The 25,318-nt window shown below is 53.5% G+C and carries 21 protein-coding genes and 1 pseudogene; 11 read left to right on the forward strand and 11 right to left on the reverse strand.

Annotated features, from left to right (window positions below; all coding sequences use genetic code 11):
• Window positions 1-7: 7 nt before the first annotated feature.
• The 3 genes from SH528x_RS09590 (at window position 8) to SH528x_RS09600 (ending at window position 2,786) form a co-directional block, all read left to right on the forward strand.
• Window positions 8-1,012: a ketoacyl-ACP synthase III gene (locus SH528x_RS09590; RefSeq protein WP_442510305.1), complete on the forward strand. Its 1,005-nt coding sequence runs from the start codon at window positions 8-10 to the stop codon at window positions 1,010-1,012.
• A 238-nt stretch (window positions 1,013-1,250) separates the two neighbouring features.
• Entirely contained in the window at window positions 1,251-1,931 is a 681-nt protein-coding gene (locus tag SH528x_RS09595; RefSeq protein ID WP_442510306.1) for a YqgE/AlgH family protein, read from the forward strand.
• 123 nt (window positions 1,932-2,054) lie between these two features.
• Window positions 2,055-2,786: a metallophosphoesterase family protein gene (locus SH528x_RS09600; protein ID WP_442510307.1), complete on the forward strand. Its 732-nt coding sequence runs from the start codon at window positions 2,055-2,057 to the stop codon at window positions 2,784-2,786.
• Window positions 2,787-2,904: 118 nt separating this feature from the next.
• On the opposite strand, the gene SH528x_RS09605 is transcribed toward SH528x_RS09600, so the two are convergent.
• Window positions 2,905-6,237 (reverse strand): PAS domain-containing protein, encoded by a 3,333-nt coding sequence (locus SH528x_RS09605; protein ID WP_442510308.1) that lies wholly within the window; start codon window positions 6,235-6,237, stop codon window positions 2,905-2,907.
• A 453-nt stretch (window positions 6,238-6,690) separates the two neighbouring features.
• Here SH528x_RS09605 and SH528x_RS09610 point away from each other — a divergent pair, with 453 nt between their 5' ends.
• The 4 genes from SH528x_RS09610 (at window position 6,691) to SH528x_RS09625 (ending at window position 11,411) form a co-directional block, all read left to right on the forward strand.
• Window positions 6,691-8,034, forward strand: coding sequence for a 1-acyl-sn-glycerol-3-phosphate acyltransferase (locus SH528x_RS09610; protein WP_442510309.1), 1,344 nt, complete (start codon window positions 6,691-6,693; stop codon window positions 8,032-8,034).
• The gene (locus SH528x_RS09615; protein ID WP_442510310.1) at window positions 8,024-9,397 is read left to right on the forward strand and encodes an MFS transporter; all 1,374 of its coding nucleotides are present in this window, start codon (window positions 8,024-8,026) and stop codon (window positions 9,395-9,397) included. The genes SH528x_RS09610 and SH528x_RS09615 overlap by 11 nt, the downstream gene beginning before the upstream one ends.
• A 589-nt stretch (window positions 9,398-9,986) precedes the next feature.
• The gene (locus SH528x_RS09620) at window positions 9,987-10,832 is read left to right on the forward strand and encodes a YciI family protein (protein WP_442510311.1); all 846 of its coding nucleotides are present in this window, start codon (window positions 9,987-9,989) and stop codon (window positions 10,830-10,832) included.
• A gap of 105 nt (window positions 10,833-10,937) precedes the next feature.
• Window positions 10,938-11,411, forward strand: a complete 474-nt coding sequence (locus SH528x_RS09625) for a VOC family protein (RefSeq protein WP_442510312.1) — start codon at window positions 10,938-10,940, stop codon at window positions 11,409-11,411.
• A gap of 31 nt (window positions 11,412-11,442) precedes the next feature.
• Here SH528x_RS09625 and SH528x_RS09630 read toward each other — a convergent pair whose 3' ends face one another.
• From SH528x_RS09630 to SH528x_RS09640, 3 genes are all read right to left on the reverse strand, one after another.
• Window positions 11,443-12,732, reverse strand: a complete 1,290-nt coding sequence (locus tag SH528x_RS09630) for a DUF1552 domain-containing protein (RefSeq protein WP_442510313.1) — start codon at window positions 12,730-12,732, stop codon at window positions 11,443-11,445.
• On the reverse strand, window positions 12,729-15,320 hold the full coding sequence (locus SH528x_RS09635) for a DUF1588 domain-containing protein (protein WP_442510314.1): 2,592 nt from the start codon (window positions 15,318-15,320) through the stop codon (window positions 12,729-12,731). Before SH528x_RS09635 ends, SH528x_RS09630 begins: the two co-directional genes overlap by 4 nt.
• A 640-nt stretch (window positions 15,321-15,960) precedes the next feature.
• Window positions 15,961-16,572 (reverse strand): MarC family protein, encoded by a 612-nt coding sequence (locus tag SH528x_RS09640; protein ID WP_442510315.1) that lies wholly within the window; start codon window positions 16,570-16,572, stop codon window positions 15,961-15,963.
• Window positions 16,573-16,778: 206 nt separating this feature from the next.
• Between SH528x_RS09640 and SH528x_RS09645 the strand changes: the two genes are divergently transcribed.
• Together SH528x_RS09645 and SH528x_RS09650 are read left to right on the forward strand one after the other, a co-directional pair.
• Window positions 16,779-16,913: a hypothetical protein gene (locus SH528x_RS09645; protein WP_442510316.1), complete on the forward strand. Its 135-nt coding sequence runs from the start codon at window positions 16,779-16,781 to the stop codon at window positions 16,911-16,913.
• A gap of 63 nt (window positions 16,914-16,976) precedes the next feature.
• On the forward strand, window positions 16,977-17,759 hold the full coding sequence (locus SH528x_RS09650) for a class I SAM-dependent DNA methyltransferase (RefSeq protein WP_442510317.1): 783 nt from the start codon (window positions 16,977-16,979) through the stop codon (window positions 17,757-17,759).
• 366 nt (window positions 17,760-18,125) lie between these two features.
• Here SH528x_RS09650 and SH528x_RS09655 read toward each other — a convergent pair whose 3' ends face one another.
• Entirely contained in the window at window positions 18,126-18,881 is a 756-nt protein-coding gene (locus tag SH528x_RS09655; RefSeq protein ID WP_442510318.1) for a polysaccharide deacetylase family protein, read from the reverse strand.
• Between the two features lie 175 nt (window positions 18,882-19,056).
• Here SH528x_RS09655 and SH528x_RS09660 point away from each other — a divergent pair, with 175 nt between their 5' ends.
• Window positions 19,057-19,230 carry a hypothetical protein gene (locus SH528x_RS09660; protein ID WP_442510319.1) on the forward strand — a complete coding sequence of 58 codons (174 nt, stop codon included), beginning with the start codon at window positions 19,057-19,059 and terminating at the stop codon, window positions 19,228-19,230.
• Here SH528x_RS09660 and SH528x_RS09665 read toward each other — a convergent pair.
• The 5 genes and pseudogenes from SH528x_RS09665 to SH528x_RS09685 all read right to left on the reverse strand — a co-directional run bounded on the left by SH528x_RS09665 (window position 19,203) and on the right by SH528x_RS09685 (window position 22,738).
• The gene (locus SH528x_RS09665) at window positions 19,203-20,168 is read right to left on the reverse strand and encodes a DUF3500 domain-containing protein (RefSeq protein WP_442510320.1); all 966 of its coding nucleotides are present in this window, start codon (window positions 20,166-20,168) and stop codon (window positions 19,203-19,205) included. The genes SH528x_RS09660 and SH528x_RS09665 overlap by 28 nt on opposite strands.
• A gap of 223 nt (window positions 20,169-20,391) precedes the next feature.
• A pseudogene (locus SH528x_RS09670) lies at window positions 20,392-20,517 on the reverse strand (DUF2891 family protein); the annotation flags it as partial.
• A gap of 325 nt (window positions 20,518-20,842) precedes the next feature.
• Window positions 20,843-22,162 (reverse strand): TAXI family TRAP transporter solute-binding subunit, encoded by a 1,320-nt coding sequence (locus tag SH528x_RS09675; RefSeq protein ID WP_442510321.1) that lies wholly within the window; start codon window positions 22,160-22,162, stop codon window positions 20,843-20,845.
• A gap of 139 nt (window positions 22,163-22,301) precedes the next feature.
• Window positions 22,302-22,493, reverse strand: a complete 192-nt coding sequence (locus tag SH528x_RS09680) for a hypothetical protein (RefSeq protein ID WP_442510322.1) — start codon at window positions 22,491-22,493, stop codon at window positions 22,302-22,304.
• 8 nt (window positions 22,494-22,501) lie between these two features.
• Window positions 22,502-22,738 carry a hypothetical protein gene (locus SH528x_RS09685; protein WP_442510323.1) on the reverse strand — a complete coding sequence of 79 codons (237 nt, stop codon included), beginning with the start codon at window positions 22,736-22,738 and terminating at the stop codon, window positions 22,502-22,504.
• 973 nt (window positions 22,739-23,711) lie between these two features.
• Here SH528x_RS09685 and SH528x_RS09690 point away from each other — a divergent pair.
• Window positions 23,712-23,990: a hypothetical protein gene (locus SH528x_RS09690; RefSeq protein WP_442510324.1), complete on the forward strand. Its 279-nt coding sequence runs from the start codon at window positions 23,712-23,714 to the stop codon at window positions 23,988-23,990.
• Window positions 23,991-24,042: 52 nt separating this feature from the next.
• On the opposite strand, the gene SH528x_RS09695 is transcribed toward SH528x_RS09690, so the two are convergent.
• A complete protein-coding gene (locus SH528x_RS09695; protein ID WP_442510325.1) occupies window positions 24,043-25,302 on the reverse strand; it encodes an outer membrane protein assembly factor BamB family protein in 1,260 nt (419 codons plus the stop codon).
• Window positions 25,303-25,318 lie beyond the last annotated feature (16 nt).

Consider the following 25,318-nt stretch of genomic DNA (forward strand, 5'->3'; position numbering starts at 1 on the left):
CTTTGCAGTGCCGCATGCTCAACTTGGTCCGATCGCTGTTCACTTGCCTTCGCGAGTTGAAACGAACGAACAACTTCAAGCTGATTTCCCCAATTGGGATATCGCTCTCATCGCTGAGAAAACCGGAATCCAGCAACGGCATATCGCCGAGCCCGGTGAAACCGCAAGCGACCTTGCCATTCACGCTGCAAGAAAACTGTTTGCCGAACATGCGATCGACCCGCAATCCATTGACTTCGTGCTGCTTTGCACCCAGACGCCGGATTACCCGCTGCCGACAACGTGCTGCCTAGTCCAAGACCGGCTCGGCCTGCCAACACGCTGCGGTGCTCTGGATTTTAACTTGGGATGCAGCGGTTTCGTTTACGGCTTGGCGATGGCCGATGGGCTGATCCAAAGCGGTGTCGCAAAAAAAATCCTGCTGCTAACAGCAGAAACGTACAGTAAATACATCGATGCAGACGACCGTAGCCTGCGGACGATCTTTGGCGACGGTGCTGCGGCAACCCTGGTGACCGCCAGTGACGAAAAGTCGCTGTGGGGATTTCAATTTGGCAGCGACGGCAGCGGCGGCGACATGCTAATCGTCGGCGACGGTGGCAGTCGGCCAAGCGAAGATGCCATCAAACCGCGACATCGAAAACGCTGGAAGAGCCGCCTGTATATGGACGGCCCGAGCCTGATTAACTTTACTGTCGAGGCGGTGCCGCGACTGATCGGCGAAATCCTGTCTGAAAATGGGCTGGCTGATGCGGACATTGATCGCTATTTGATGCACCAAGCGACTTGGAAAATGCTCGACCAGCTTCGTGGGCGGATGGGCGTGGCCCCCGAACGCATCCCAATCGAGCTTGCCGATGTCGGCAACACGGTTTCGTCAACTTTGCCGATTTTGATTGATCGACTGCGAAGTCGTGGCGAACTGAAGCCTGAATCCGTTAATATGTTAGTAGGATTTGGGGTCGGACTGTCATGGGCCGGCGGCCTGTGGCGAGATGTCTACTCGGCCTAACAAAAGCCGCCTAACAAAGGCCTCAAAGCGACATTGAAATCGCAAATGGCTGGCGTAATTCTTTGCCGAGAATGAATTAAGGGACGAGCGGAACATTACTGCGGAATTTCGACGAACCTGCCGTCGCTAGACGACGGAAATCCACGGCTAGACGGATCAATCCCAGTAAACAGTATTGGGGCATCTTTTTTTAGACTTTTGTGACTCGCTCGTTTGCCGCGAACCGGAGAAATTCACGATGCCAGAGAACCTTTCAGGGCGTTTGCTGATTGCATCCCCATATTTGGGCGATGGTAATTTTCTCCGCTCCGTCCTCTTTATTGTCCGCCATGACCCCGAGGGGGCTTTCGGGTTGGCAGTAAATCGGCCCACCGAAAATCGTTTTCGCGACATTGTCGCGCTAAGCAGCACGATGGGTGGCGATCCGCGCGAGGACGACTTTATTTATCGTGGGGGCCCCGTCGAAGGGCCGCTGCTAGCGCTGCACGATTTAGCTGGAATCGGCGATCCGTGTGGTCCGATCTCGCTGGCGGATTCCGACGCACCGCTTGGGCCTGGAGAATCCGTTACCGGCGGGGCCAAATTTACAATCGAAGATCACCCAGCCGACCCGTTTGGAAGCATGTCGATCGACTTGGGAAATCCGCCTGCTTGGATCACTGGTGATGACGACCATTTGCGAATTTTGCACCATCGCCAAGATGCGAAGGTGCGATATATCGCCAACTACAGTGGGTGGGGCCCCGGGCAACTTGACGAAGAATTGCGAGTAGGAGGATGGTTGGTAGGCAAGCCTGATAGCGATATCCTGTTCGGCGATGCCGATCGATCGTGGGAACTGGCCGTCCGCCGATGTGGGCATGACGTCCTAAACTCCATGGCACCGGGAGTCCACTTTGGTGACCCCAATTTGAATTAAAAAATGTCCGAAGCGGATTTCCTGGAATTTTCCGCAGCGAATTCGCTCTAACTCGGGTAAGCCCCGCGGCAACTTTCTTTCACGCCGATGCGTGATATTGATCCTATCCTCGAGCCTATCTCCATGCGACAATTTGCGATCGGTGATATCCATGGATGTGCCAAGGCACTCAGGTCACTGATCGAGGCGATCGACCCTGCTGCCGACGACGAGCTGATTTTTCTTGGCGACTACATTGATCGCGGCCCCGACAGCAAAAACGTGGTCCAACAGATCGTCGAATTGCAAAAGCACTGCCGCGTGATCCCTCTCCGCGGCAATCACGAGATCATGCTGATGGGAGTGATCGCAGGACTGGACGATGTGATTTGGCGAAACAGCGGCGGCCAAGCGACATTGGCAAGCTACGGAGGTTCGCTGCAAAAAATCCCTGACGATCATCTCGACTTTTTTCGCTCTCTCAGAGCGTTTTACGAGGTGGATGAATCGATCTTTGTGCACGCGAATTACATTCACAGCGTTTCAATGCAATTGCAAGACGAAGCCACGATGTTTTGGAAACATCTCGACTTTCCACATCCGCTGCCACACTGCAGTGGCAAGCGTGTTTTCCTCGGTCACACGCCACAGCCCGGCGGAAACGTGCTGGACTCGGGGTACTTTGTCTGTATCGACACCTATTGTTTCGGCGGCGGCTATCTGACCGCGATTGAACCAGCGACCGGCGAAACCATTCAAACGGATCGCCATGGGCATGCACGCCGAACACCGATGCGAACAATTGCAGACCGATTTGGCAAGGCGACTCGGTTCTTAGGAACCAAGATCCAATCGATCAAACGCCCAAGATCGTGATCACTCTATTCGCTGCGAAGTGTCTCAGCAGAAGACTGCCAAGTACATTTCCATCATTGATGTAGTTGCCGTCGCGTTTGCGGTGGACCACGTCCTGGCGAACGCAGCGTTCACAAAATCACTCGCGAGTTGACGTGGTGTCGTTGGGGGAGGGAGATTCACTCGAATGCGACGCGGAACCGTTTGCAGCGAGCCTTTGCTGTATCTCTCCCAATAGAAGATCACAATTCCGATCCAACTGATCCACTGCATGTGACGCTTCCACGATCTCCATTTCCTTTCCAAGCGTTTCGATGGTCGAACTAATCTCGATGATTTTGCTGAGGCCAAAGAAACGAGAGGACCCCTTAAGCGTGTGAGCACTTCGGCTAAGCGTTGCGAAGTCTTGCGATGAGATTGCAGTTCGCATTTGCCTGAGGAGCTCAGGCACCTCGTCTTGGAACGTCTTTAGCACTTCAAACGCTAAGGTTTCGTCACCACCCATTTGCTTGACCGCATGGCCCCAGTCGAGCATCGGTTCGCTTGGGATCACAGGTTCCGATTCATCCTCCGATGCGGACGAATCAGTATTCCCTGGTGTTAGCTGCGTTGTTGACTTGTCGTCAATTTCCTTGCCGTCAACATTTTTGTCTTTGCTTGACGGCGAGATTTGGTCTGACGCTCGCGTAATCACACTCTGCAATTCTTCGGGATTGAAAGGTTTCGATATGTAATCGTCCATGCCCGCGTCTAAACATTTCTCTCGATCGCCTTTCATCGCTTCGGCAGTCATTGCGACAATGTATTGATGTCGATCATTCCCTAATTCCGCTTCTCGAATCGCGGCAGTGGCCTCGAGCCCGTTCATCTCCGGCATCTGAATATCCATCAAAATCACATCGAATGATTCTCGCTTTACCGCCTCGACCGCCTCGCGACCATTGACGGCAAGCTGGACCTCGTGATTCCATTTCTTCAGGAACCCCAATGCCACTCGCTGATTGATGACCCCATCTTCGACTAGCAAAATCTTGCGAGGTGGAGCCAGGGGCAAATCAGGTGCAGGCGCTGGCACTTCCGTTTTTTGACTCTGGACGCCCTTCACTTCGAGCACTGCATCAAGTAATTCCGCCACGATCACAGGTTTAGTCAGATACCTTGCCACGCCGCACTCACGGAGTCGTGGTGGATCAAGACCGTTGACCGAGGACGACAGAATGATAATGGGGCCGTACTGAGAACGGTATTCGTCGCAGATCCGTTCGGCGAATTCAATCCCATCCATCCCGGGCATGTGATAGTCCAGCAGGATCAGTCCAAAAGGAGTCTCGTTTTCGATCGACTCCGCGACCAACTCGATGGCATGCGCTCCACTTTCCGCCAGAGTGGGTTGCATACGCCAGAACAACAGGACTTCTTGCAGGATGCGGCGATTGGTCGAGTTGTCGTCAACGACAAGGACACGGGTATCGGCCAGCGCCGAGAGCACAGCAGGACGACGCGGCGACTGATCGGCAGCAACGCCACAACGAACCAAGAAGTGGAATGTCGTTCCGATCCCCGGATGGCTTTCTAACCAAACCCGGCCGCCCATCATATCGATCAGCCGTGAAGAAATGGTCAGGCCTAAACCTGTGCCACCAAAATGCCTCGTCGTGGACGCATCTGCCTGCGAGAACGCTTCAAAGATCTTTGACTGTTTTTCTTTGGGGATGCCGATTCCTGTGTCGCGAACGGTAACGTGCAGCAGTGCGGAATCCTCCGTCACCTCTTCGGGATTAACATCGACGACGACTTCACCCGTCTCCGTAAACTTGATCGCATTGCCGACAAAATTCACGATAATTTGACGAAGTCGCCCAGGGTCGCCAACCAATTCATTGGGAATCGTTGGATCAATACGCCCGGCAAGTTCGATGTGTTTTTCGTCTGCTTTGAGCGTCAATAATTTGACGGCTTTGCCGATGCAATTGCGGAGATCGAAGTGCACATGTTCCAACTCGAGACGCCCCGCCTCGATCTTTGAAAAATCGAGTATGTCATTGAGTAGTCTTAGCAATGAGTCGGCGGACTCTTGCACAAAGCCCAAGAATTCTCGCTGTTCCGCTGTCAAATTGGTGGCCGTCAACAACTCCGTCATGCCAATGATGCCGTTCATCGGGGTACGTATTTCATGGCTCATGTTTGCCAAAAATTCGCTCTTCGCTCGATTGGCGGCATCGGCTGCGTTTTTGGCCGATAGTACTTCCTCAGCGGCCAACTTCCGCACCGTGATATCCCGACCGATGCCCACCATCCCCTTCACCGTGCCATCCTCATCGCAAAGCGGCACTTTGGTTGTCAAAATCCAGATTCGTTGGCCATCGCCGAGTTGCAACGTTTCTTCTTTTTCAATCAGCGGTTCGCAAGTACGCATCACGATTTGATCGTCGGCGACAAAGTTACACGCGATTTCGGGTGGCGAAAAATCGTAGTCCGTCTTACCAACCAAATCGTTAATCGAATCGAGTCCAAACAAACGAAGTAACGCAGCGTTGCCGGTGATAAATCGCCCCGCACGATCTTTGACGTAGATCGGGTCAGGAATGTTATTTGTGATCGTCTTCAACAAATCACGTTCACGAGCAAGTTCGAACTCGGCACGAAGTTGTTCGGTCACATCCCGCGAGATACCAAAGGTACCGATCACCTCGCCGGACTCATCACGGAGCGGCAGTTTTGTCGATGAGCACCATGTGTCCTCGCGGTCATCCCACGTTTCTCGCTCGACTTTCGCGATCACAGGCGTTTCCGTCTCCATGATTTCGCGTTCGTCCGCCATCGCCGCTTCCGCGTGCAGAGGACCGAAGAAATCAGCATCCGATTTGCCGACCGCGTCGGCCGGATCCGCCAAATGAAACAGCCTCGCGAGAGCATCACTAACGCGAATAAAACGGCTTTTCTTGTCTTTGAAATAGACGGCGTCGGGGATATTCTCAAGCAAGGTGTTCAACAGGAACTGAGATTGCTTCAATTCTGCCGTGGTTTCATCGTTGTTTTCCAGGTCCCAGAAAATCACTTCGAGTCCGGTGACTTTTCCATCCTGATCTCGGGTGGGGATTCTCAGCACTTCAACCAGACAATGTTTTCCGCTGGTCGAAATATGCTCTTCAACCACATGGTCCGCACGCCCATTTTGGATGGTCGCTTGATCCCGTTCAGTCCAAACCTCTGCCGCCGCCTCGGGAACAAGATCAAAGTCAGTTTTACCCACCAATTGCGAAGGTGTTTGACCAAGGTTTTGGCAATAGGCTTCGTTTGCGAATTCGATGCGTCCGTGGCAATCTTTTCGCACCACCCTCAGCAATTTGGAATCGCGAAGGGAGGGATCCACTCGGATCGACTGCAATCCGGTCCAATGTCGATATTGCCCCGTTGCGTCGAATTTATCGTTAATGGAATCGTTAGACGTTGTGCTGTAGTTTGGATTCACGATCGAATAACCTCGGTGTCATGGCTGATTCCATCTTACACGTCTCCACCCGCGATAACACATAAATCATAGGTGGCAAACAAGGATATTGGCATCACAATGTCCAAAATCCGAGCTTCTCATCCGTTCGAAGCTCATCTTTTGTTTAATCAAATCAAAATTGTTCATTTTGAATTCGAGGAGACAGCAAATCAATTTTTGACGCATTCCCCCGTAGTGGATCTTGCTAAAGATCCCGTATGCAGGATCTTTAGCAAGATCCACTACGCCAATGATTTGCTTCACATAATGTCGAATGTGCGCAGCACCCGTTCCCCTGTGGGCTCGTTGTCAATGTAAGCCGGTCAACATGCATCACTCGACGGAAGCATCTGAGCCGACGGCGCTAGCCCATTTAACATACTGACAATGGTCACACGTTTTCGAACACGTAAGCTCTAATAGGAGCCTGCGGTGAACCGCTGTCATTGTCACGACGATGACTTGAATCCTCTAGGTAATCGTTACATGCATCCCGTTATTCTCGACCAACCGTATCAGTTTGTACCGCCGTACCAGGGACGATGCTGGCCATGGCTGCTGCAGCGGCTTGTGCGTCGACGACTTCGCCGGGACTATGGCATCGAAAACATCCAGTGCGAAGGGCTGGAACATTTTCAACAGTCGCTGTCAGCAGGGCATTCGGTTTTGCTCGCGCCCAATCATTGCCGTCCCTGTGACCCAATGATCGTGACGGAACTTTGTCGACGCGCCGGCGTGGTACCATTCGTCATGGCCAGTTGGCACATCTTTATGCAGGGACGTTTCCGACGCTTCATGCTACGACGAGCCGGCGCATTCAGCGTCTATCGCGAAGGTTTGGATCGACAGGGGTTACAGGCGGGCGTCGATATTCTGCATCAGGCAAAGCGGCCACTAGTCATTTTCCCCGAAGGAGTCATCACGCGAACCAATGATCGGCTTTTGGCGTTGATGGAAGGTGTTTCCTTTGTCGCCCGATCAGCCGCCAAGAAGCGGGCGATAGACGGTGATGTAGGTCAAGTTGTGATCCATCCCGTGGCAATTCGCTATCACTTTCATGGCGATATCGATGCCGCACTGCACAGCACACTGGATGCAATCGAGACTCGCTTGTCGTGGCGTCCAAGGCGAGATAATGATCGCATCGAGCGAATCTATCGCGTAGGCGAAGCGCTGCTGTGGTTGAAAGAGATCGAGCACTTTGGCCAGCCGCAGTCGGGCGAGATCGCCGTACGAGTAAAACGACTGATCGATCGAATCCTTGTCCCTCTTGAAAAAGAATGGATCAAGGGTCGATCCGACATCACGCCGGTGGCTCGGGTAAAGAATCTGAGAGTTGCAATTCTGCGAGATATGATTTCCGGCGAGGTTACCGAGGCAGAACGAAAGAGACGCTGGGAACAGCTCGAAGACGTCTACATGGCTCAGCAATTCAGTCACTACCCACCCGACTACATTCGATCCAATCCGACCAACGAACGACTTCTTGAAACCATCGAGAAATTTGAAGAAGACCTGACTGACGAATGTCGAATCCATCGACCGATGTCGGCGATGGTAACAGTGGGTGAACCGATTTTCGTCAGCCCACAAAGAGTGCGCGGCGTATCGGAAGACCCAATCATGAGCGAAGTGAACCGTAGCTTGCACGAGATGCTCGGGATACCACTTCCCCACATGCCAATTGCGGAATCGCCCCTTGCCGAATCAGTCATGAACGAAGAACCAACTCAGAACGAGGCAGTGAAACAGCAAGGGACGAAGGATGAGTCTTGATACTGGTGATGGCGAATTAACACGATCGCCCAGTCGATTTCTGCGTTGGCAATTCACGATTCTCGGCGCGATGTATATTGGTTATGCCGCGTTCATGCTTTGCCGCAACACGCTCATCGCCTCAAGTGCCGAGTTGATCAACGATCCCGCACTCGACTTGGACAAGGAATCGTTCGGTCATTTGATGAGTTGGCATTCCGCCGGCGCGATTCTTGGCAAGCTGGTGACAGGGCCGGGTGCCGATATCTTGGGAGGGCGTCGCATGTTCTTGCTCGCCCTTTCGATCACCGCTCTGGCGAACGTCGGCTTCGCGTTCGGTTCATCGTTCTTCACGTTTGCCCTATTCAATTTTCTGGGGCAATTCGCCAAGGCCGGCGGTTGGCCAGCGATGACCAAGATTGTTGGCCAGTGGTATCCCGAGCAACGCTACGGCCAAGTGTGGAGCATCATTTCGACCAGCTCACGCGTGGGCACGATCGCTGCTGGGTTGTTACTTGGCTATCTGTTGAGTTTTGTTGGCTGGCGCAGCGTGTTTCTTGTGTCGTCCGCCGTGACGGGCGTCGTCGTGGTGCTGCTGTTCTTTTTCCTGCGAGAAACGCCTGGTCAAGTTGGCTTGTTTCCACTGGGCGGGCATGACGACAACGACGAGTGTGAAGAAAAACAATCGGGGGAGACAAGTTCTCAGCAAAAGGTTCTCGAGCAACATCCCTTCGAACTGCTGACGTGGTTCCAGGCGCTGGCGCAGTTCGTTCGCAGCGGACGATTCTGGTTCATCGGATTCAGTATCGTATTTCTAACGATCATGATGGACTTTTTGACATTCATTCCCATCTACCTGTCTGAATCGTTAAACATCAGCAGCAGCCAAGCATCGATGGCAGGCAGTTCGTTTCCGGCAGGAATGTTTGTGGCGTTACTACTGACCAGCTTCGTCTACGACCGACTTTCGAAACTGCAATTAATGGGGACTCTCGGTGGACTGTTGATCCTCAGTTGTATGTGCGTCTTAACGCTTTGGAACTTAGACCAGATTCCGATCGCGGTACGCAGTCACGCAGCGATCGGCACAATTTTTCTGTTAGGGCTGGCCATCTCGCCTGCCTATTACGTTCCGATGAGCGTATTTGCGGTCAAGTTTGGTGGCAAGCATTCGGGGTTCTTGGTGGCGTTGATTGACGTGTTCGGCTACGGCGGCGCGATCTTGTTCAACTACTATGGCGGCTCGATCGCCGAACATTATGGATGGTCCGTATTCCTAAGTGGATTGTTGACCATCGCAGTGCTGGCAACCACTTGTATGGTGACGTTCCTGACACTGGATTGGCGGTCAGAACGTCGCAGATCGCTCGGAACCAGCGGATAATAACTCTCGGATTCCGACGTAGCTGCTGTCGCCAAACTGCGGAATTCCACGCACTGGGGGACGTGCGATTTATAAGTTGACGTAGGGTGGGTCAAACAAAACCATGTGTCTGGTGGGTCGGCGTTCGCGATTGAAGGTTTGAATCAAAATCAGTTGTTGAGTGGAGTTCGTCGGTTTTGCGACGCCCCACCAGTCACCTCGCGAACTTGACCCACCCTACATTCATTCAGCCCTCATTAAAATCACAAGTAGTAAATCGCATGTCCCGGCGAGCGTAGCCACGACAGTAGTAGATTGCACGTCCCTGGCGATCAGAACGATGGCGATATTTGTTGCCGAAAGGCGATGCTATCGTCTTTTTCAGATTTTATTGGGGGCGATGTCGATTCACGAGCCCGCCGTTCGACTACTAGGTTAATGCAGACGAATACGACGATATTCGTGCTTCCACTACCCCCCTGAGACCAAGACATGAAAATTGTATGCATGAGATTTATTGAAATGTCGATTTGGTTAACAGCCAATCGACAAATAGGTATAAGTTGAGACCGTCTTGACAAGTAGCACCCAAGATCAGCGGAGAGAAACAATGAAAGTCATGGTCATCGTCAAAGCGACAAAGAGTTCAGAGGAGGGCAAATTGCCCAGCCAGGAATTACTCACAGCGATGGGCCAATTCAATGAGGAACTGGTTGCCGCCGGCATTATGAAAGCAGGCGAAGGACTCAAACCGAGTTCGGAAGCGAAACGAATTCACTTTCGTGGTAGCGATCGTACCGTGACCGATGACCCGTTCGCGGAGACAAAGGAGCTGATCGCGGGTTTCTGGCTGTGGGAAGTCGCCTCGATCGAGGAAGCGGTGGACTGGGTCAAACGCTGCCCCAACCCAATGCTCGAAGAGTCCGACATTGATATTCGGCCGCTGTATGAAATGGACGATTTTGCCGAGAACGATCCACAGGGGACAATCCGCGATCAAGAAGACGCCATCATGCAAAAAATGTCGCTGCAGCAGGCGTCGGTTCAGCCGTACCTGTTCTTCGGCGGCCGTTGCGACGAGGCGCTGGCGTTCTACGAGCAGGCACTCGGTGCGAAGGTCCTCATGAAAATGCATTTCAACGAAAGTCCCGATCCCGTTCCCGACGGCATGCTGCAAGCAGGGTTCGAGAACAAGATCATGCATTCGTCGTTTAACATTGGCGAGATGACGATCATGGCGTCCGACGGTTGCAACGACAATTCAAAGTTCGATGGCTTTCGCTTGGCGTTGTCGGTTCCAACCGAAACGGCTGCCGATTCCGCGTTTGACGCACTCGCCAAAGGAGGCAAGGTCGACATGCCGCTCGCGAAGACTTTCTGGTCGCCGCGATACGGAATGGTTACTGACAAATTCGGCGTTGGCTGGATGGTGATGGTCCCCGGCGAGCAGCAGTGACGCACACGTTTTACTTACGAATAGAGCGCAGCGATGACGGATGACTTACAACCTGTCGTCAACGGAAATGTGGTTGGACTGTCTTCAATAAATTAGGAATGCAATATGCAAATTAAACAACGAATCACCCCCTTTCTTTCCTACATCGATTGTGCCGAAGATGCAGCAAATTTTTATGTCTCGGCGTTGCCGAATTCAAAGATTGTGCGGACAGTCAAAAATCAAACGAACGGTTCCGTCCTGACGGTCGAATTTGAACTTTGCGGCATGAACTTCGTCGCGCTCAATGCGGGGCAGGACTGGAAATTCACTGAAGCATTTTCACTGGCCGTATGGTGTGATACTCAAAACGAAATCGACACGCTTTGGGGCAACCTTACAGCGGACGGCGGTTCGGAGGTCGCCTGCGGTTGGCTAAAAGACAAGTTCGGCATGTCTTGGCAAATCGTTCCAGCACAGCTTCAACATTGGCTGGCCAGCGACAATCCGGAAGCGTTGCAGCAGATGTTTGAATCGCTTTGGACGATGAAGAAACTGGACATCGCCGAATTACAGAAAGCTTTCGACGGTCAAGACTAGAGTAATGCAAAGGGACACCGCATTTTGCAGGTCAGGTGATCTCGTTCAATGTGCCGGTGCTGGAGCCGAACGTATCGGTTTCGATCCCCAATTGCTGCAACATGGTGACGAACAGATTGCACAGCGGCTTGTTGTGGTCGCGTTGGAAAGCCAAGTGCTGGCCGTGCTTGAAGCCACCGCCAGCGAGCAAGAGGGGGAGATTCGTGTTGTCGTGGGTGTTGGCGTCTCCCATATTGCTGCCGAACAAGACCATCGTCCGATCGAGCAAACGGTCCTCCCCTTCGCGGGTCTCGGCGAGTTGTTGAAACAACTTGCGTAGCAACACCATTTGCTGGTGGTCGGCGTCCTCAAGTTGCTTTAACTTCTCTTCGGCCTGCCCATGATGGCTCAGGTTGTGATAGCCGTCGGTCGTGTTCTGATCTGGATGCAGCTTGAATACGGGCGTCGCAAAGGCATCGACCATCAGGGTGACAATACGCGTCGAATCAGATTCGAGAGCTAGCCTCGCCATCGACAGGATCAGGTCAAACTTTTCGAAGAACTGTTTATTATCGTGAATGTCCTCCGGAACCGGCTGCTCCGTAGACGGCTTGGGACGCAATTCCCACTCACGCGCCGAATGCAGGCGTTCCTCGATCTCACGAACCGACGTCAGGTATTGATCGAGTCGTGCCTGATCATCGCCACCGAGGTTTCGGCGAAAATGCCGCGAGTCGTCGAGCAACGTGTCAAGAATACTGCCGCGCTGGTCCAACTGATGCAATTGTCGCTGAACCGCCGCGGGGTCGCCCTGAACAAACATCTTTCGGAACAATGCCGTGGCACTATCCTCGGCCGGAAGCAGCACGCCATCGCGAGTCCAAGCGAGGCTGCGATTGGCTTTATCGATGTTCACGCCTAGATTCAGTGTCGGAAAGCGAGTCACCGGTCCGAGTTGCTTGGCTGCGAACTGATCCAAAGAGATCGTGTTGCGGAAGCCGCTCTTAGTTGGACCACGAGCCGCTGTGAGAAAACAGTTCTCCGTACTGTGCCCGCCATCGACATCGGGATGCGACAAACCGCTCAGGACGGTGAAGTCGTCGCGGAACTGGCCGAGCTCGGCGAGGTACGGCGAGAGCTGGTAATCGCTGCCCGTGCCTGCGGGAAAGAATGACTTTGGAAGCACGCCCAAGTTGTTCGAGATCAACAGCATCCGTCGGGCAGGTTGTGATTCCCGATCCTTTGCAGAGGCGGAGCGTGAACTATCGAGATACGGTAGCGCAAGGGCAACTCCTGCACCGTGAAGAAACCGACGACGATTGATTCGATGGCGACGGCTCACTGGCAGCCTTCCTTTCCTAAAAAAATTCGGCTCTGTACAAGTGCATGCAGGAGATCGCCGGCGCGGTAGCCCTTAGCGGCACAAGCATCGAGGATCGATTCGATGTCTGCACGATCCGCAAATCGCACCGGAGTCCCGGTTGCATAGAGAGTGAATTGTTGCAGCAGGTTGCGGGCTAACTGGCGCTGATCCGCTACAAGTATAGCCTTCAGTTCGTGAATATCGCAAAAGCTGCGACCGTCCAGCAATTGGCCGCTGGCATCGACCGCTTCACACAAGGTGTAAGCGTAGTCGTGGCCGGCACGGTCGATACCGGTGACGCGTTCCCCTGCCTCGACACCTCGATAGCGTGTTCTCCAGCGGCCCAGGATGTCGAAGTTTTCCAAAGCCAGACCAACGGGATCGAACCTCGCATGGCAGCCGGCACAGGATTTTGATTGGGTGTGCAGATCCAACAGTTCGCGAATGGTTTTCGCACCACGGATGTCCGGCTCGACGGCGGGCACGCTGGCCGGAGGAGGAGGAGGCCGCTGGCCCAGTAAACGCTCCATGATCCATGCGCCGCGGATGACAGGTGACGTTGAAGTGCCGTTGGCCGTGACCTTCAAAATGGCCGCCTGCGTTAACAACCCGCCGTACGGGCTGCCCTCGGGTAGGTCCACTTTTCGCAGGCTCGACCCCGAAACCGGTTCCAATCCGTAATGCTCCGCGAGTCGATCATTCACGTACACAAAGTTTGCATCGACCAACACGCTCGATGGCAAGTTGTCGCGAATCATCGCCGTAAAAAAGGCCCGCGTCTGACGCTCCATCGATTCGACCAAATAGTCGTCGAAGCGATATTCGGGATGCAGCCGAATGTCGGGTTCATCACGTCGGATGTGCCGCAGGTTGAGCCAGTAGTCGGTGAAGTTCTGCACGAACCGGTCAAAGCCGGGACTGGCAATCAGCCGGTCCGTTTCGCAGCGAAGCGTGCTGGCAACGCGAAGCTGTCCCGATTTGGCGAGTTTCATCAACGGATCGTTAGGACGCGAATTGGTCAGAAAGTGTGATAACCGCGAAGCGATCGCGTACTGATCGACGTCCTTGGTCGCAGGATCAGACGGATCGAGTAGATAGAGAAAATGACTGGAGCACAGAAAGGCCTTGTACCCGGTGAGCAGCGATTCATCGAACGGACTGTCCTGCTCAAGTCGCGAGAGGACGAGCTGTTCGAATCGTTGTACGGCTTGTTCGGGAACGGGTTGGCGAGTCGCACTGTTTATGAAACGCCGCAACAAACGTTTGGCTTCGGTCGCGGGATCGGTATCGCGTTGATCGTTGGATTGCTTGGCAGCCTGGGCGCCGATCTTACGGTTGTCAAACAGTACACGGTGCGATGCTGGAGGCCACGTCGCTGGGGCAAGAGGCCCTTCGACTTCCAGCCATGCAAAGGCGACTCCGGGCTGGCCGCCATCGGGAAACGGCGGATAGCGATACGTCGGCGGGCCACCATCAACGTTTCGCGCCAGAGGAACCGGTAAACCCAGCAAGCTGTATTCAAACGTTTCGGTCGGCAACAGTCGAATCGTCGTCTCGTAGACTTGAGACTCCGGCTGAATGTCGATGATGCCGCCGGTCGCGCGGACGTCGCCCGAGACATCGGCCCCGGATAGTTTCCTCGCTCGAAACGTCATCGGAATCGGCATGGCTGCCGGTTTTAGCTGGTAGCCTTCGGTCTGCAACACCGCGCGGGCAGCGAACCGCACCCGGTACTGACCTGGCAGCTTGGCGACGAAGCCACGGGGATAACCGAAATACGGCCAATTCGCCGACCGGAACAGAGCGAGCTCGAGCGCCGGGTCGTCCTTCAGGGCTTTGAGTTCCTGTGTTCCAACCGCCTTGTTGTCTTTCGCAAAAAACATGGCTTCCCGTTCACCGAATGTATTGGTTGCGGAAAACAACTGGGTTCCGATCGCGCGGTACTTCGTCATGGGCGGAGGCTCGGCGCCGCTTGCCATCGCCTGTCGCAGCGCGGCGTCGGCGGCTTCCAGATAGGCTGTCAGTTGCACTCGTGACATGTCGAGCGTCGTCGCTGTCTTGTTGAAACGATAGCCTTCACGATCCTCCGGCAACATGTCACGGATATCGAGCTCAGGCAGTCGTAGCACAGCGCGGAGATTCTGTTCGAACTCCTCGCGGTTTAGACGTCGCAACGGGCCGCGTCCGTTCGCCATCACATCCGCTCGATCTTCAACTGCAATGGCATCGCTGAGTTGCTCCACCAGTGCCTGACGGTCAGTGACTGCGAGCGCATCTGCATCGGGCGGCATTTCACCGGAGCGGACTCGATCATGAACACGAATCCAGCGGTCGCGGAGGGCACGGTCATCCAGATTCCGATCCAGCGCCGTCAGATCAAGACCACCTTCCGCTGAAGTCCCGTCATGACAGTCGAGACAGTTGTCTTCGATGATCACGCCCAGTGGCTCCGGAACTTCGCCAGCATCAAGCGACTGCGTCAGCATGCTGACCAATAGCAAAACGCCGCAATTCAATAGGCCGTAGCTCAAGCAATCCTTTTGGGCGACGTCTGTGCTACCTCGCACGCAAGTATCTCCACGATGACATGGCCATCCATATCGGTCAGTCGCCGATCGAGGCCGTTGCAGTTCCAACTCAGCTTTTCAGGTTTGAAAGCGAGCATACCTGCAACACTTTAGCACAGACCATCCCACATCATCGTCGAAATCACCGCTGCGGCTCGATGCAAACTCAAATCGGAGTGTCACGTGTCCTACCAACGATTCGGGAGAGGCTACCACCGGCGGTTCGTCAAGCTGAACATTGCGATAGCGCCCCACCCAGGCGGCATCAACACTCAAGCCAAATTAACCAGCGCCTTCACCTGAACACCAACCACAAAGCCTGCCCCCAGCAAAGCTATTCCGAAACAGGATGCAATCGCTTTGCGATTCTCGAAAGGTCAAGATCGACGTTTGTCCACGAATCGCATCTGCTGCTAGAGAAGTCTGCCTTAGCCGGTCCAGTCTCGACTATTCGTGGGCAATTCCACTCTCGGAAGCCAGACTGAAATGGGGTAATACCGAAACCTTTTTGGCGATGTGCACTTGAGCCGCTCGTAGAAAAACGGTTCCGATTTGCAACCGATTGCTAAGCGATACAGAACAAATCGCTGCGAGGTTTGAAATAGCGACACACTACAATGCGTCGGAGTGCACTGGCACTTCAAAATTTGGTTACCCAAGTTCCAATACCCTGCATAACCATATCTATCGCAACGGTCCCAACATAGAGTGCTGTTATCCGACCGGCGATCTCTATGTACCTATCAACCAGCCCCTCTCGATTTGGATGCACAAAATCGTGTATCGACTTGAGAAGTATTATCGCTACCAGACATATGGCAATTGCGGTCACGACAACCGTGCACGCCACCAAAGGGTCATGCCTTTTGCCAATAATAACACTGGCACTAATCGTACCCGGTCCAATGAGTACGGGCATCGCAATCGAACCTGCTATGTGCTTTGATTCCCCTCTCAACATTTCGATAGCATTAGGGCCGCGAAATACAAACTGAATTCCAATGAGGAGAAAGACAATCCCCCCAAAGATCTGGAATGATGCAAATTCCACTTGCATTAAGCCAGAGAAAATCGTTTCTCCGAGAATTGCAAAACTACAGAAAACAGCTCCAGCAATAAATCCAGCCCTTACAAGCACAGGAACAAATTGTTCCTGTTTGAGTTTTTGCACCAAGTCAACTAAGTAAATAATTACCAAGAATGGATTGAGAAGCGTTAACAACAATGCTGTAGAACTGAAAAAATCAATCAAAGTTTTTTATGCCGAACGATAAAGGGACAGAAAGCAATCTGTAATCCCGGCAAAGTACCATGCATTTAGCAGGCACGCTGAACTTTCTCGGTTTAATTGACAAGCGAATTGCGCCGCTCGATCGATCGATTGGCCCCCATTTGCATGGCGGTCAGGTGAGTGTGTATGCCAATTTTTCTTCCGTTCTTTAGCCAGGGAGGATCATTATGACACTTCAGTCCATTGAGTTAGCGAACGTCAAAGGCGATAAGCGACACGAACCGTTAATTGAAATTTGGAAAACTCACTTTTGTCACCACACCCGAATGCGTGCGGACGCCATCCTGCTGAGCGACCGGTAATAAGACCGCTGTGAGACGCAGGGGTCTTTGTAGGAATACCGAATGCCAGTAGGCTGTTCCACTATGCCCAAACGCTACCGAATTCAGTTTCCGCCATCCAACTCTGAAAAACTACAGCAAGATGAGGTTTACTTTACCCTCATTGAGGACGGTGTAGAGAAACGCCTACGATTCCACGATTACGAAGAGATCTACAAGCGACCCGGCTTGTATGAGCAGCTCTTTTACGAGCGACTTCGCTGCAACTCGCCTGAAAAAGTGGCTGATCTGTTGCAACGTGCTCTCAATACCGTACGCGAACCTGTTACGGAATTACGCGTCATCGATTTGGGGGCTGGAAATGGAATGATGGGCGAAGTCCTCAAACGTGAGGGCGTTGCCAGACTGGTGGGTGCGGATATTATCCCCGAAGCCCGCGACGCGGCCTATCGGGACCGATCCACTGTCTACGACGACTACTATATCAACGACTTTGCAAACCTAGACAACAAAGTCCTTGAAGAACTCCGAGAGTGGCGGTTTAACTGCTTGACCTGCGTTGCAGCACTCGGCTTTGGCGACATTCCCCCACGAGCCTTCTTCAACGCCGTGAAGCTCGTTCGAACCGACGGTTGGCTGGCTTTCAATATTAAAGAGACGTTTCTCGATCACACCGAGATCACTGGCTTTTCGCGTCTCGTCCGCGAATTGATCTTCTCGAAGTACCTCGAGGTTTATCATCTCGAACGTTACCGACACCGCCTGTCGATGGAGGGATCGCAGCTATTCTACTATGCCCTGGTAGGACGTTTGACGGCGTCGATCCCTGACGATTTTATCGAACAATATGGCATCGACGAAGACTAGGGCAATGTCGCCCATCAAATAAGCTTTCGAGTCGAACGTCGCGCGACGAGTCAATAAAGTATCGATGCTATCCGGCCCAGGCCAGGGTGACGCAACAGAACAGCGATGAATCCAACCATGGGCCGGCCGATTTTCTCCAGTCAGTCCGATCTGCGACAAGGGCGGACACGAAGGAATTGATCGTCGCGCTCGTGGCCGACCCTCGATTTGATCAAGCAGACTGGCCATCGATGAAGTGGTTGATCGCCAGTGACGCGAAAAGTCAAAGCGTCACTACAACCACTGAGCAGGGCTGTAATTCGGTCTTGTAGTCCAACAAAGTCTCCTGCTGTTATCTCAGCAAAAGATAGTCCTCGGGCGATCATGCTACGGCAGTTCGTCGAACGTATAGAACCGTAGTCCTTGTTCCTTAGCTTTGCTGAAGACGCGAGTGAGCGCTTCGGGAGTCACGAAATTCCCCGTACCGGTTTTGGAAATGCGGTGCGCGTACAGCACGATGATTTCTCGATTCTTCGCGGCTCGCTCAAGAGCTCCGTCGATCTGTTGGTACGTACGATCCGGCCGCAACGGGGCGTAGTCGATGCCTTTGCCATAAAGGCACCCGTGCTCGGCAATTTTCGAAGCCGGTACAAAAAAGGCGTCGTCTTCACTGAGTCGTTTGTCGGCAGCGATGTTCTTGCCTGTTCGCACGTGCCGAAACACGTTCAGCAGCGTCTCGTCTGTCGCGGCATTGTTGCGGCTCATCGGGTACGCGAACGACACAGGAGCGACGTCTGCTGCCTGGAACTCTTTCAGCTGTGGATCGATTTCACGCCGTAGAAAAGCTTCCGGCGAGTTCTCTTGGAAATACTCAACCGCTTTCAGATGGTTGACACTGTGAGACCCAATCGCATGCCCGCGCGCTCTCAACTGCTGAATGGCGTCCCTCGCCGTGTCGTCAATTTTCCCGCTGATGAAGAACGTCGCCTTGACTCCAAATTCGTCGAACAGCGGCAACGCCTTGATCCAGTCGTCGAAGTTTCGGTCGTCGAAGGTCATCACGACACCGCCTTCGGTTAACGGCGCTGGCGTGCGCGGCGGCACACCGTCGTCTGCAGAGACAGGCGTCGTTAGAACGGTCACTACGAGAGCCCAGAAGAATCGATGCACGAGGATGCCCTACAATTGTTGCCGACTGGGGTTAAGGAGTGATTCAGACCTATCACCCTGGCCGCGTTGCCGCAGTAAATCTTTTCAAAGACAGCATCGTGCAGAAAGATGCCGTGGATGTTCCAGAATCCCTGACGATGGTATTCGCATGTTTTGCGATCGCTCGAATTCGTCGTTCAAGCAATCCACCAAGGTCGAGCAGCCGAACATCGATTTCGATGCGCCGCCCGACTGCCTGAATTCCCGACTGCCTGAATGCTCTCATCCCTGGACGCAGTGGAAGCCGTTCGTGGTCTACGACTTCACGCCGATGTTGATGTAAGCGTGAACATGCGGGGCGCCGCGAAAATGCCAGACGAGCGACGGGCCTTCCACACGCCAGACGTCCCAGACTTGGTCATCATCGATGTCGTCTTCTTGATAGAACGCCATGTGCAGTTGATCAAGTCCCCCGCTGCTTTTCAGGATCCCCATCACCTCTTCAACGTCTTCTTCTCGATAAGGTGCCAACAAAACCTTTAGCGTCGACTCGACCAGTTCCTTTTGGTCACGCGAAAGTTTGTTGACGGCGATTCCTGGGAAATGACCGCTAGGTCCTTGCAACTGGACGGCTGCTTCTTTGGGAGCCTTCTTTTGCAGTGCCTGTTTTGCTTGGCCCGAATCCAGTGCTTGAAAAACCCTGTTCGTCTGCTGGGTTTGGTAATAGAAGAGATTGTCTGCCGGATTCTCTTCCCCGTGCCCGTAGACAATCGGGCCGCCGAACGCCGCCTTGTCGACTCGATTTCCGTCGGCCCGCATTGTCAGGTGCCGTCCGGTCATTTCAAATTGGAACTGGTCCGTACCAGGTTCTCCAAAAAGGGCGAAACTATAACTCTCCATGCCACCGTCATCTTCGTCCATCTGTTGAATCAAACGCTTGTAACCATCCTTCGTCGTGATGTTACGAACGATCTGGTCGATCAGCGTCTTTTGCTGCTTGGAGAAAAGATCGTCCCCGATGGTCGTTTTGCTGATGTGCCAGTTCGGATTGATTTTGCGACGGTCGGCGTGATCAAACGGTCGCCAGACTGCTGATTTCTGTTTCTCCGATAGAGAGGCATACAGTTCTGCGACGACAGTCTCTGCGGATGTTTTAGACGAGTCTGCGGCATGAGCAAACCGAGCGTCGAAGAGGCCGGCTGACGCAACCCCGACCGCGACGGCTCCTCCGAGTTTGACAAATTCTCGCCGGGCAACACGCTGGCCATCTTGACGGTTCATGTTCATCATAAAGCTCACTGAGGGTTTGAGGGAGGATCCTGGCGGGTGCCGTCTAAAAGCAACGGCCGATGCGCAACTATCTTACCAAATCCGTCAGCACGGCACATGAATTTGTAAATTTGAATCCGAAATGCCATCACCGGCCTGGTCTGATGAATGCGGCGGTGGCCAGCCAAGCGGGTTCGATCAGGAACTCACGTCTCGGGGTCATGGCAATATTGCGTCACTGATTGGGCTCAGCGGCGGTCCCCAGTTCGGTGACCTTGATCGCGTACAAGGCAAACGTGGCTAACCAATGATCGCCCTCGTAGTGGCCGCTGTTCACGTACTCCATGCCAGCTTGCAAGTGCCGCAGTCCGCGATCCTATCGGAAAACTCGTCAACATATTGGCCCATGTAGAGTAGTGATCCGTCGCGCGGCGGACGACGATAATGACAATATAAGAGTGGATCAGGGTGACCGTGTAAGCGATCTCATGGAGCGATTGAGTCCCTGATCCGCTTTAGGTTAAAAATCTCGGGTGAACATCTTTAGCTGACAAAATTCGAGCTCACGAGCGAAAGCCGACCATACCAGATGACTGACACCGAAAAAGACAGTTTGATTGAACTGCTCTAATCATTGCTGATGTACATAAAGCGGCGACCTTCCCCAGATTTATTACCGAAGTATTTCAAGAGACGTTCGTGGAAGAAGTGGGCGAGGCTGTCTGCGCCCGCTCAATCTCTGCGCGGCAGCGACTGATCATGTTTTGCAAGATGACGAAAGAATGGTCCGCGTCGAGTCGCTCGCTAATCAATTCGTGGCAGGTGATCGACTCAATCTCCTCTAAGTCACGCAAGGCATTGCCAAAACTTGAGTCATCCCGGCACCCTATAGAGCTGAGTATCTGCTGAACTCGACCGTAGTAAACATCCACACGATTCTTGCGTTTCTGATCAATCCACTTTTTAATTCCATGCAAGCCACTGGCAAGCAATAACGCCAGTGTGATCAACACCCCAATTGACTCGGCATTCTCTGCCAAATATCCAGGCTCGTTCCGCCGATAGTAAGCCTCCGCCCCGTGGTGCAGCGGGAATTGCAAGTGAGTTTGGCTTGACTGTTCATCGAGTCCACTGAGTAGTGATATTTTCCTTCCCAAGACCGCACGATGTGCGAATACGGTTTGTACCATGCCCCGCGCAAGCTCTTCATCCCAACTCTCACGGCAAGCCAGCACGGCACCGATACCGACCGAAGATATTGGACTGGTCGGACTACCTTCATACGACATCAACGGAATTTCTGCAAAAGTCGCGTGCGGATAGTGCGTCCGAAACCCTTCGATGAATGCCCGCTCCGAAACGAACGTGTTCTCTTCTCCTACGGCGCGAATTTGAATCGGAACCAGCTCAAATTCGGGGCTGGCGACCAATTCCTGGATGATCTCGGCTCCCAGGCCCACCAAGAAAAAGGCAGCGTCGATGTCTCCGGAACGCAATGCGTCAGCAGCCTGCGAGAATCCTAAATTCCGCTGGTTGGAAGCCGGGATTTCGACTCGCGAGAATCGCAGAAGTTCGTCGACGAGGGGATAGGTTCCACCGGACTGCGACCCCAGATTCGTTGGATGCCCCGTCAAGTCATTCAAACATTCAATGTCCGAACGTCGTCGGCAAACCAAGTGTAATACTTCGGTGTAAAGCATTGCCAAACTACGAACACTCTCGTCGGCAACGGCATCATTCTGCAGAATCGCGACATCCGCCGTCCCGTCCTGCAATCGCGTGACGTTCTCGCGGCTACCTGCGCTCGGGACAATTTCACAGCGTACGGGCGAGTGACGCTTGGCAAAGGAATCCCCTACTTCCTTTCCAACTTGATAATAGATGCCAAGTTTGGAGCCCGTCGAAACGACCACGGTCCGGGGTGATTTGCCAACAGCTAAGGCAAACCATATCGCGACACAAACCAACACTCCGACGAGAGCCAACAGAACATTCTTCAACGTCATACAAACAACACCCAAGCCAGTCCATCAACACAGATGTTTGCCGAACACCCTCGGCATCAAAACCACTCTCTGTTTCTTGGTAGTGTACCAACGCTTCCTCGCGGCGTGTTGTTCCATCGACACCATCTGCCATGTCGCGTTAATCGACTTCGGCGTCGTCATGCAGTTCACCAGCTTTCGGATTGATGGCTTTGAGAACGTCGGTCCATTGAGTGCGATGTTTCTCAAGCGGATCGAGGAAGCCGTTTTCGTTGCGGGGCGCGTCGCCTCGTTCGGCCTCGTCCCACTGCTCGATGTAAAAGAAAAGGTTCACGTAAAAGAAAAGGTTCACGGACTCTTTTACTGTTCAGAAACCGCCTTTGTTGATTGACCGAACCGGTCAAACAACTTGTTCAATGTCAACTCCTGGTCGGCGTCTTTCGCCCCGCCGTCGTTGTCACGGATAGACTTGCTTTGAAAAAGAAAGCTCACCGCGTAACAGGCGATCCCGACGCAACCCGAGTCGCGAAGGGATGGGCGATTTATAAGTTGAAGAACTGGACGCTGATCTGGATCGAGTCCAAGAAGCATCTCCATTGGTTCCTCACTCCCCATGAATTCGGAGAAAACGCTTGGCGATCGGAACTAAACCCAATCCGAATTTGTGGGGAGAGGGGGAGCCGGAGAATCCAGGTTTCGATTTCCCGGTGGTCCATTCGCGCACGCATCCGAGTTTCATGTCGTCGCGTTGCGACTGGGGTTGCTTTTGTGCTCCCGTAGCCACGGACTCACGTCCGTGGCTACAGCCTGTCGTCGCGTTGCGACTGGTAGGACAGAATGGATCGATTTGCTTGGGTGGTACCGAGAAAGATAGGACAGAGCGTCTTCTTTAAAATCTTTCTGTCCTCTCATGCGGTGTGAGCGAGCTTGCACGCTAGAACAGGGCAGACTCAGAATCGATGGAACGATGTGGTATGCGCGGACGAAAGGTCGACAGAAAAATTGGTGCGACAGAAACATGAGACTGCCATCGCGATTCGTGACAGAACACGATGGCCGGCGTCGTCTCCATTTTTTGATCTCTCATCTTTTAACCTTTCGCTACATTGATCGTGCGTTACACCGTGACCGCAACACCTGCCGTCGCTTCGCGACTCCGTGCGATGGTGTGCGTCCTCTTCCACGGACTCACGTCCGTGGCTATTGCCTGTCGTCACTTCGTGACTAACCATTCGCGAAACACTGGAGCCAACAAAACGCAAAATAACGAATCAAAACGTCCTGTCAAAAAAAGTTTGTTAGCAGTTTAGCGATAGCCCGAGCCGGTCAAACCACTTGGTTTTTGTTAACTTCTTGATCGACGTTGTTCGTTCCGCCATGGTTGTCACGGATAGACTTGCTTTGAAAAAGAAAGCTCACTGCGTAACAGGTGACTCCGACGCATAAAGACAGCAACCAGCACGATGCAAAGAACCATCGGCAATGTTCTCCGACGATCGCTGCGAACTCCATTGGCCCGAATTCGAGGCGACGGGCGAACTCAAATGATTCAAACAATCGCATCCCCGCCATGGTTGCCAAGCTCATTAAGGCGACCCCCGATGGAATCAACGCGCCAATACTGAACACGCGCTGTCGATCTGTTCCGCACACAAAGATTGTCGCCAACAGCGCTGGGAGCAGCATGGTCACAAAAAGAATCATCACTCCACGGGCGATAGGATTAGGCACAGCAAAAGTGACGGCGCAAATCACTGCAATTGCCGCGATTAACGCAGTAAGGGACCGGATGCTGAAGCGGGGTAAGTCAGCCATCGATATCGCATTCGCAGAAGAAGTGATCGGCTGATGTTTCGGGAGAAATAGGGTACGTGGGCTTCTACGTCAGAACTGCGGCTCCATCAGCGTGGTGGGTTGCCAATGCAGAACAAGGCCTCTCCGCTGCGAATAAAGAAATTGCCTTGCGAAACCGCAATCGATGCCATCGTTTTACCATCCAGTTTGTTCTTGGTGATCTGCTTGTATTCCGCCCCAGGCTCAAGCACCGTGGTGACACCTTCTTCGGAGGTGATATAGATTCGGCCGTCGGCTAGCAGCGGCGATGCGGAGTAATTGCCGCCGAGACGTTCTTGCCAGACGATGTCACCCGTCGACGCCTGGAGGCAGTACAGAATGTTGTCGCGAGAAATCGTGTAGAGATACGGCTTGACGTACAGCGGCGATGGCAAGGCCGGGACGCCGCGAGTTTGTTCCCAGGCAATATGCGATTCGGTCACATCCCCGCGGCCGCCCGGGCGAATCGCTCGGATTGTCGGCTCTTCGAAACCGGACGAGGTAAAGATCAAACCTTCGCCGAGCACGGGTGAGGGTGTCACGCCTTCACCCTGGCTGTAAACGGACCAAATTCGCTCGCCTGTTTTGACGTCGTGTGCCTGGACGCGGTCGCCACCTGCACTGACCACCGTCTGTCCATTGTCGATTCCGATCGGTGTCACGTGTCCAACCCGGGACAGTCCCCGTTTGCCGCGCCAACTCGTTTTGCCGGTCTCCGTCTCGATCGCCAGCAGGACGGCCTGGTCCCACGGTTCCTTCCAACCGAATCGCTGCTCCTGCGGACTGCTGCCATCGAACGGCATGATCAGCAGTTCGCCGGCAAGCATCGGCGAGGCACCGAGGCCATGCAAGCTGTGGAAATCGACCTCTTCGTTCTTCCATACCCGTTTGCCGTCGAAGTCGACCGCGACAACCGTTCCATCATAGAACGCGGCGTAGACTCGTTTACCATCGGATACCGGGGTCGGCGTGGCGTAGGAGTTTTGGGCTCGCTTGGGTCCAGGTACTTGACGATGAACTTCGGTGTTCCAAAGCACCTCGCCACTCTTGCGATCGATCCCGATCACTCGACATGACGCGCCACCATCCGTCGCGGTCGTCACGAAGACGTGGTCGCCCGACACAATGGGAGACGACCAGCCTTGGCCCGGAATCGGCGTCTTCCAGGCGATGTTGCTGTCTTCGGACCACTCCAGCGGCAAATCGCTTTCCGACGTAACGCCCTGACCGTTGGGGCCTCGGAAACGAGTCCAATCTTGACCGCATAGCGAGTTTGGAACCGCCGACAAACCGGCGACGAAAACCAACGTACAAAACAGCAAACGCATGACAATATCTCTTTGA

Source organism: Novipirellula methanifontis (genome assembly GCF_052161655.1).
Taxonomy (GTDB): Bacteria; Planctomycetota; Planctomycetia; order Pirellulales; family Pirellulaceae; genus Novipirellula.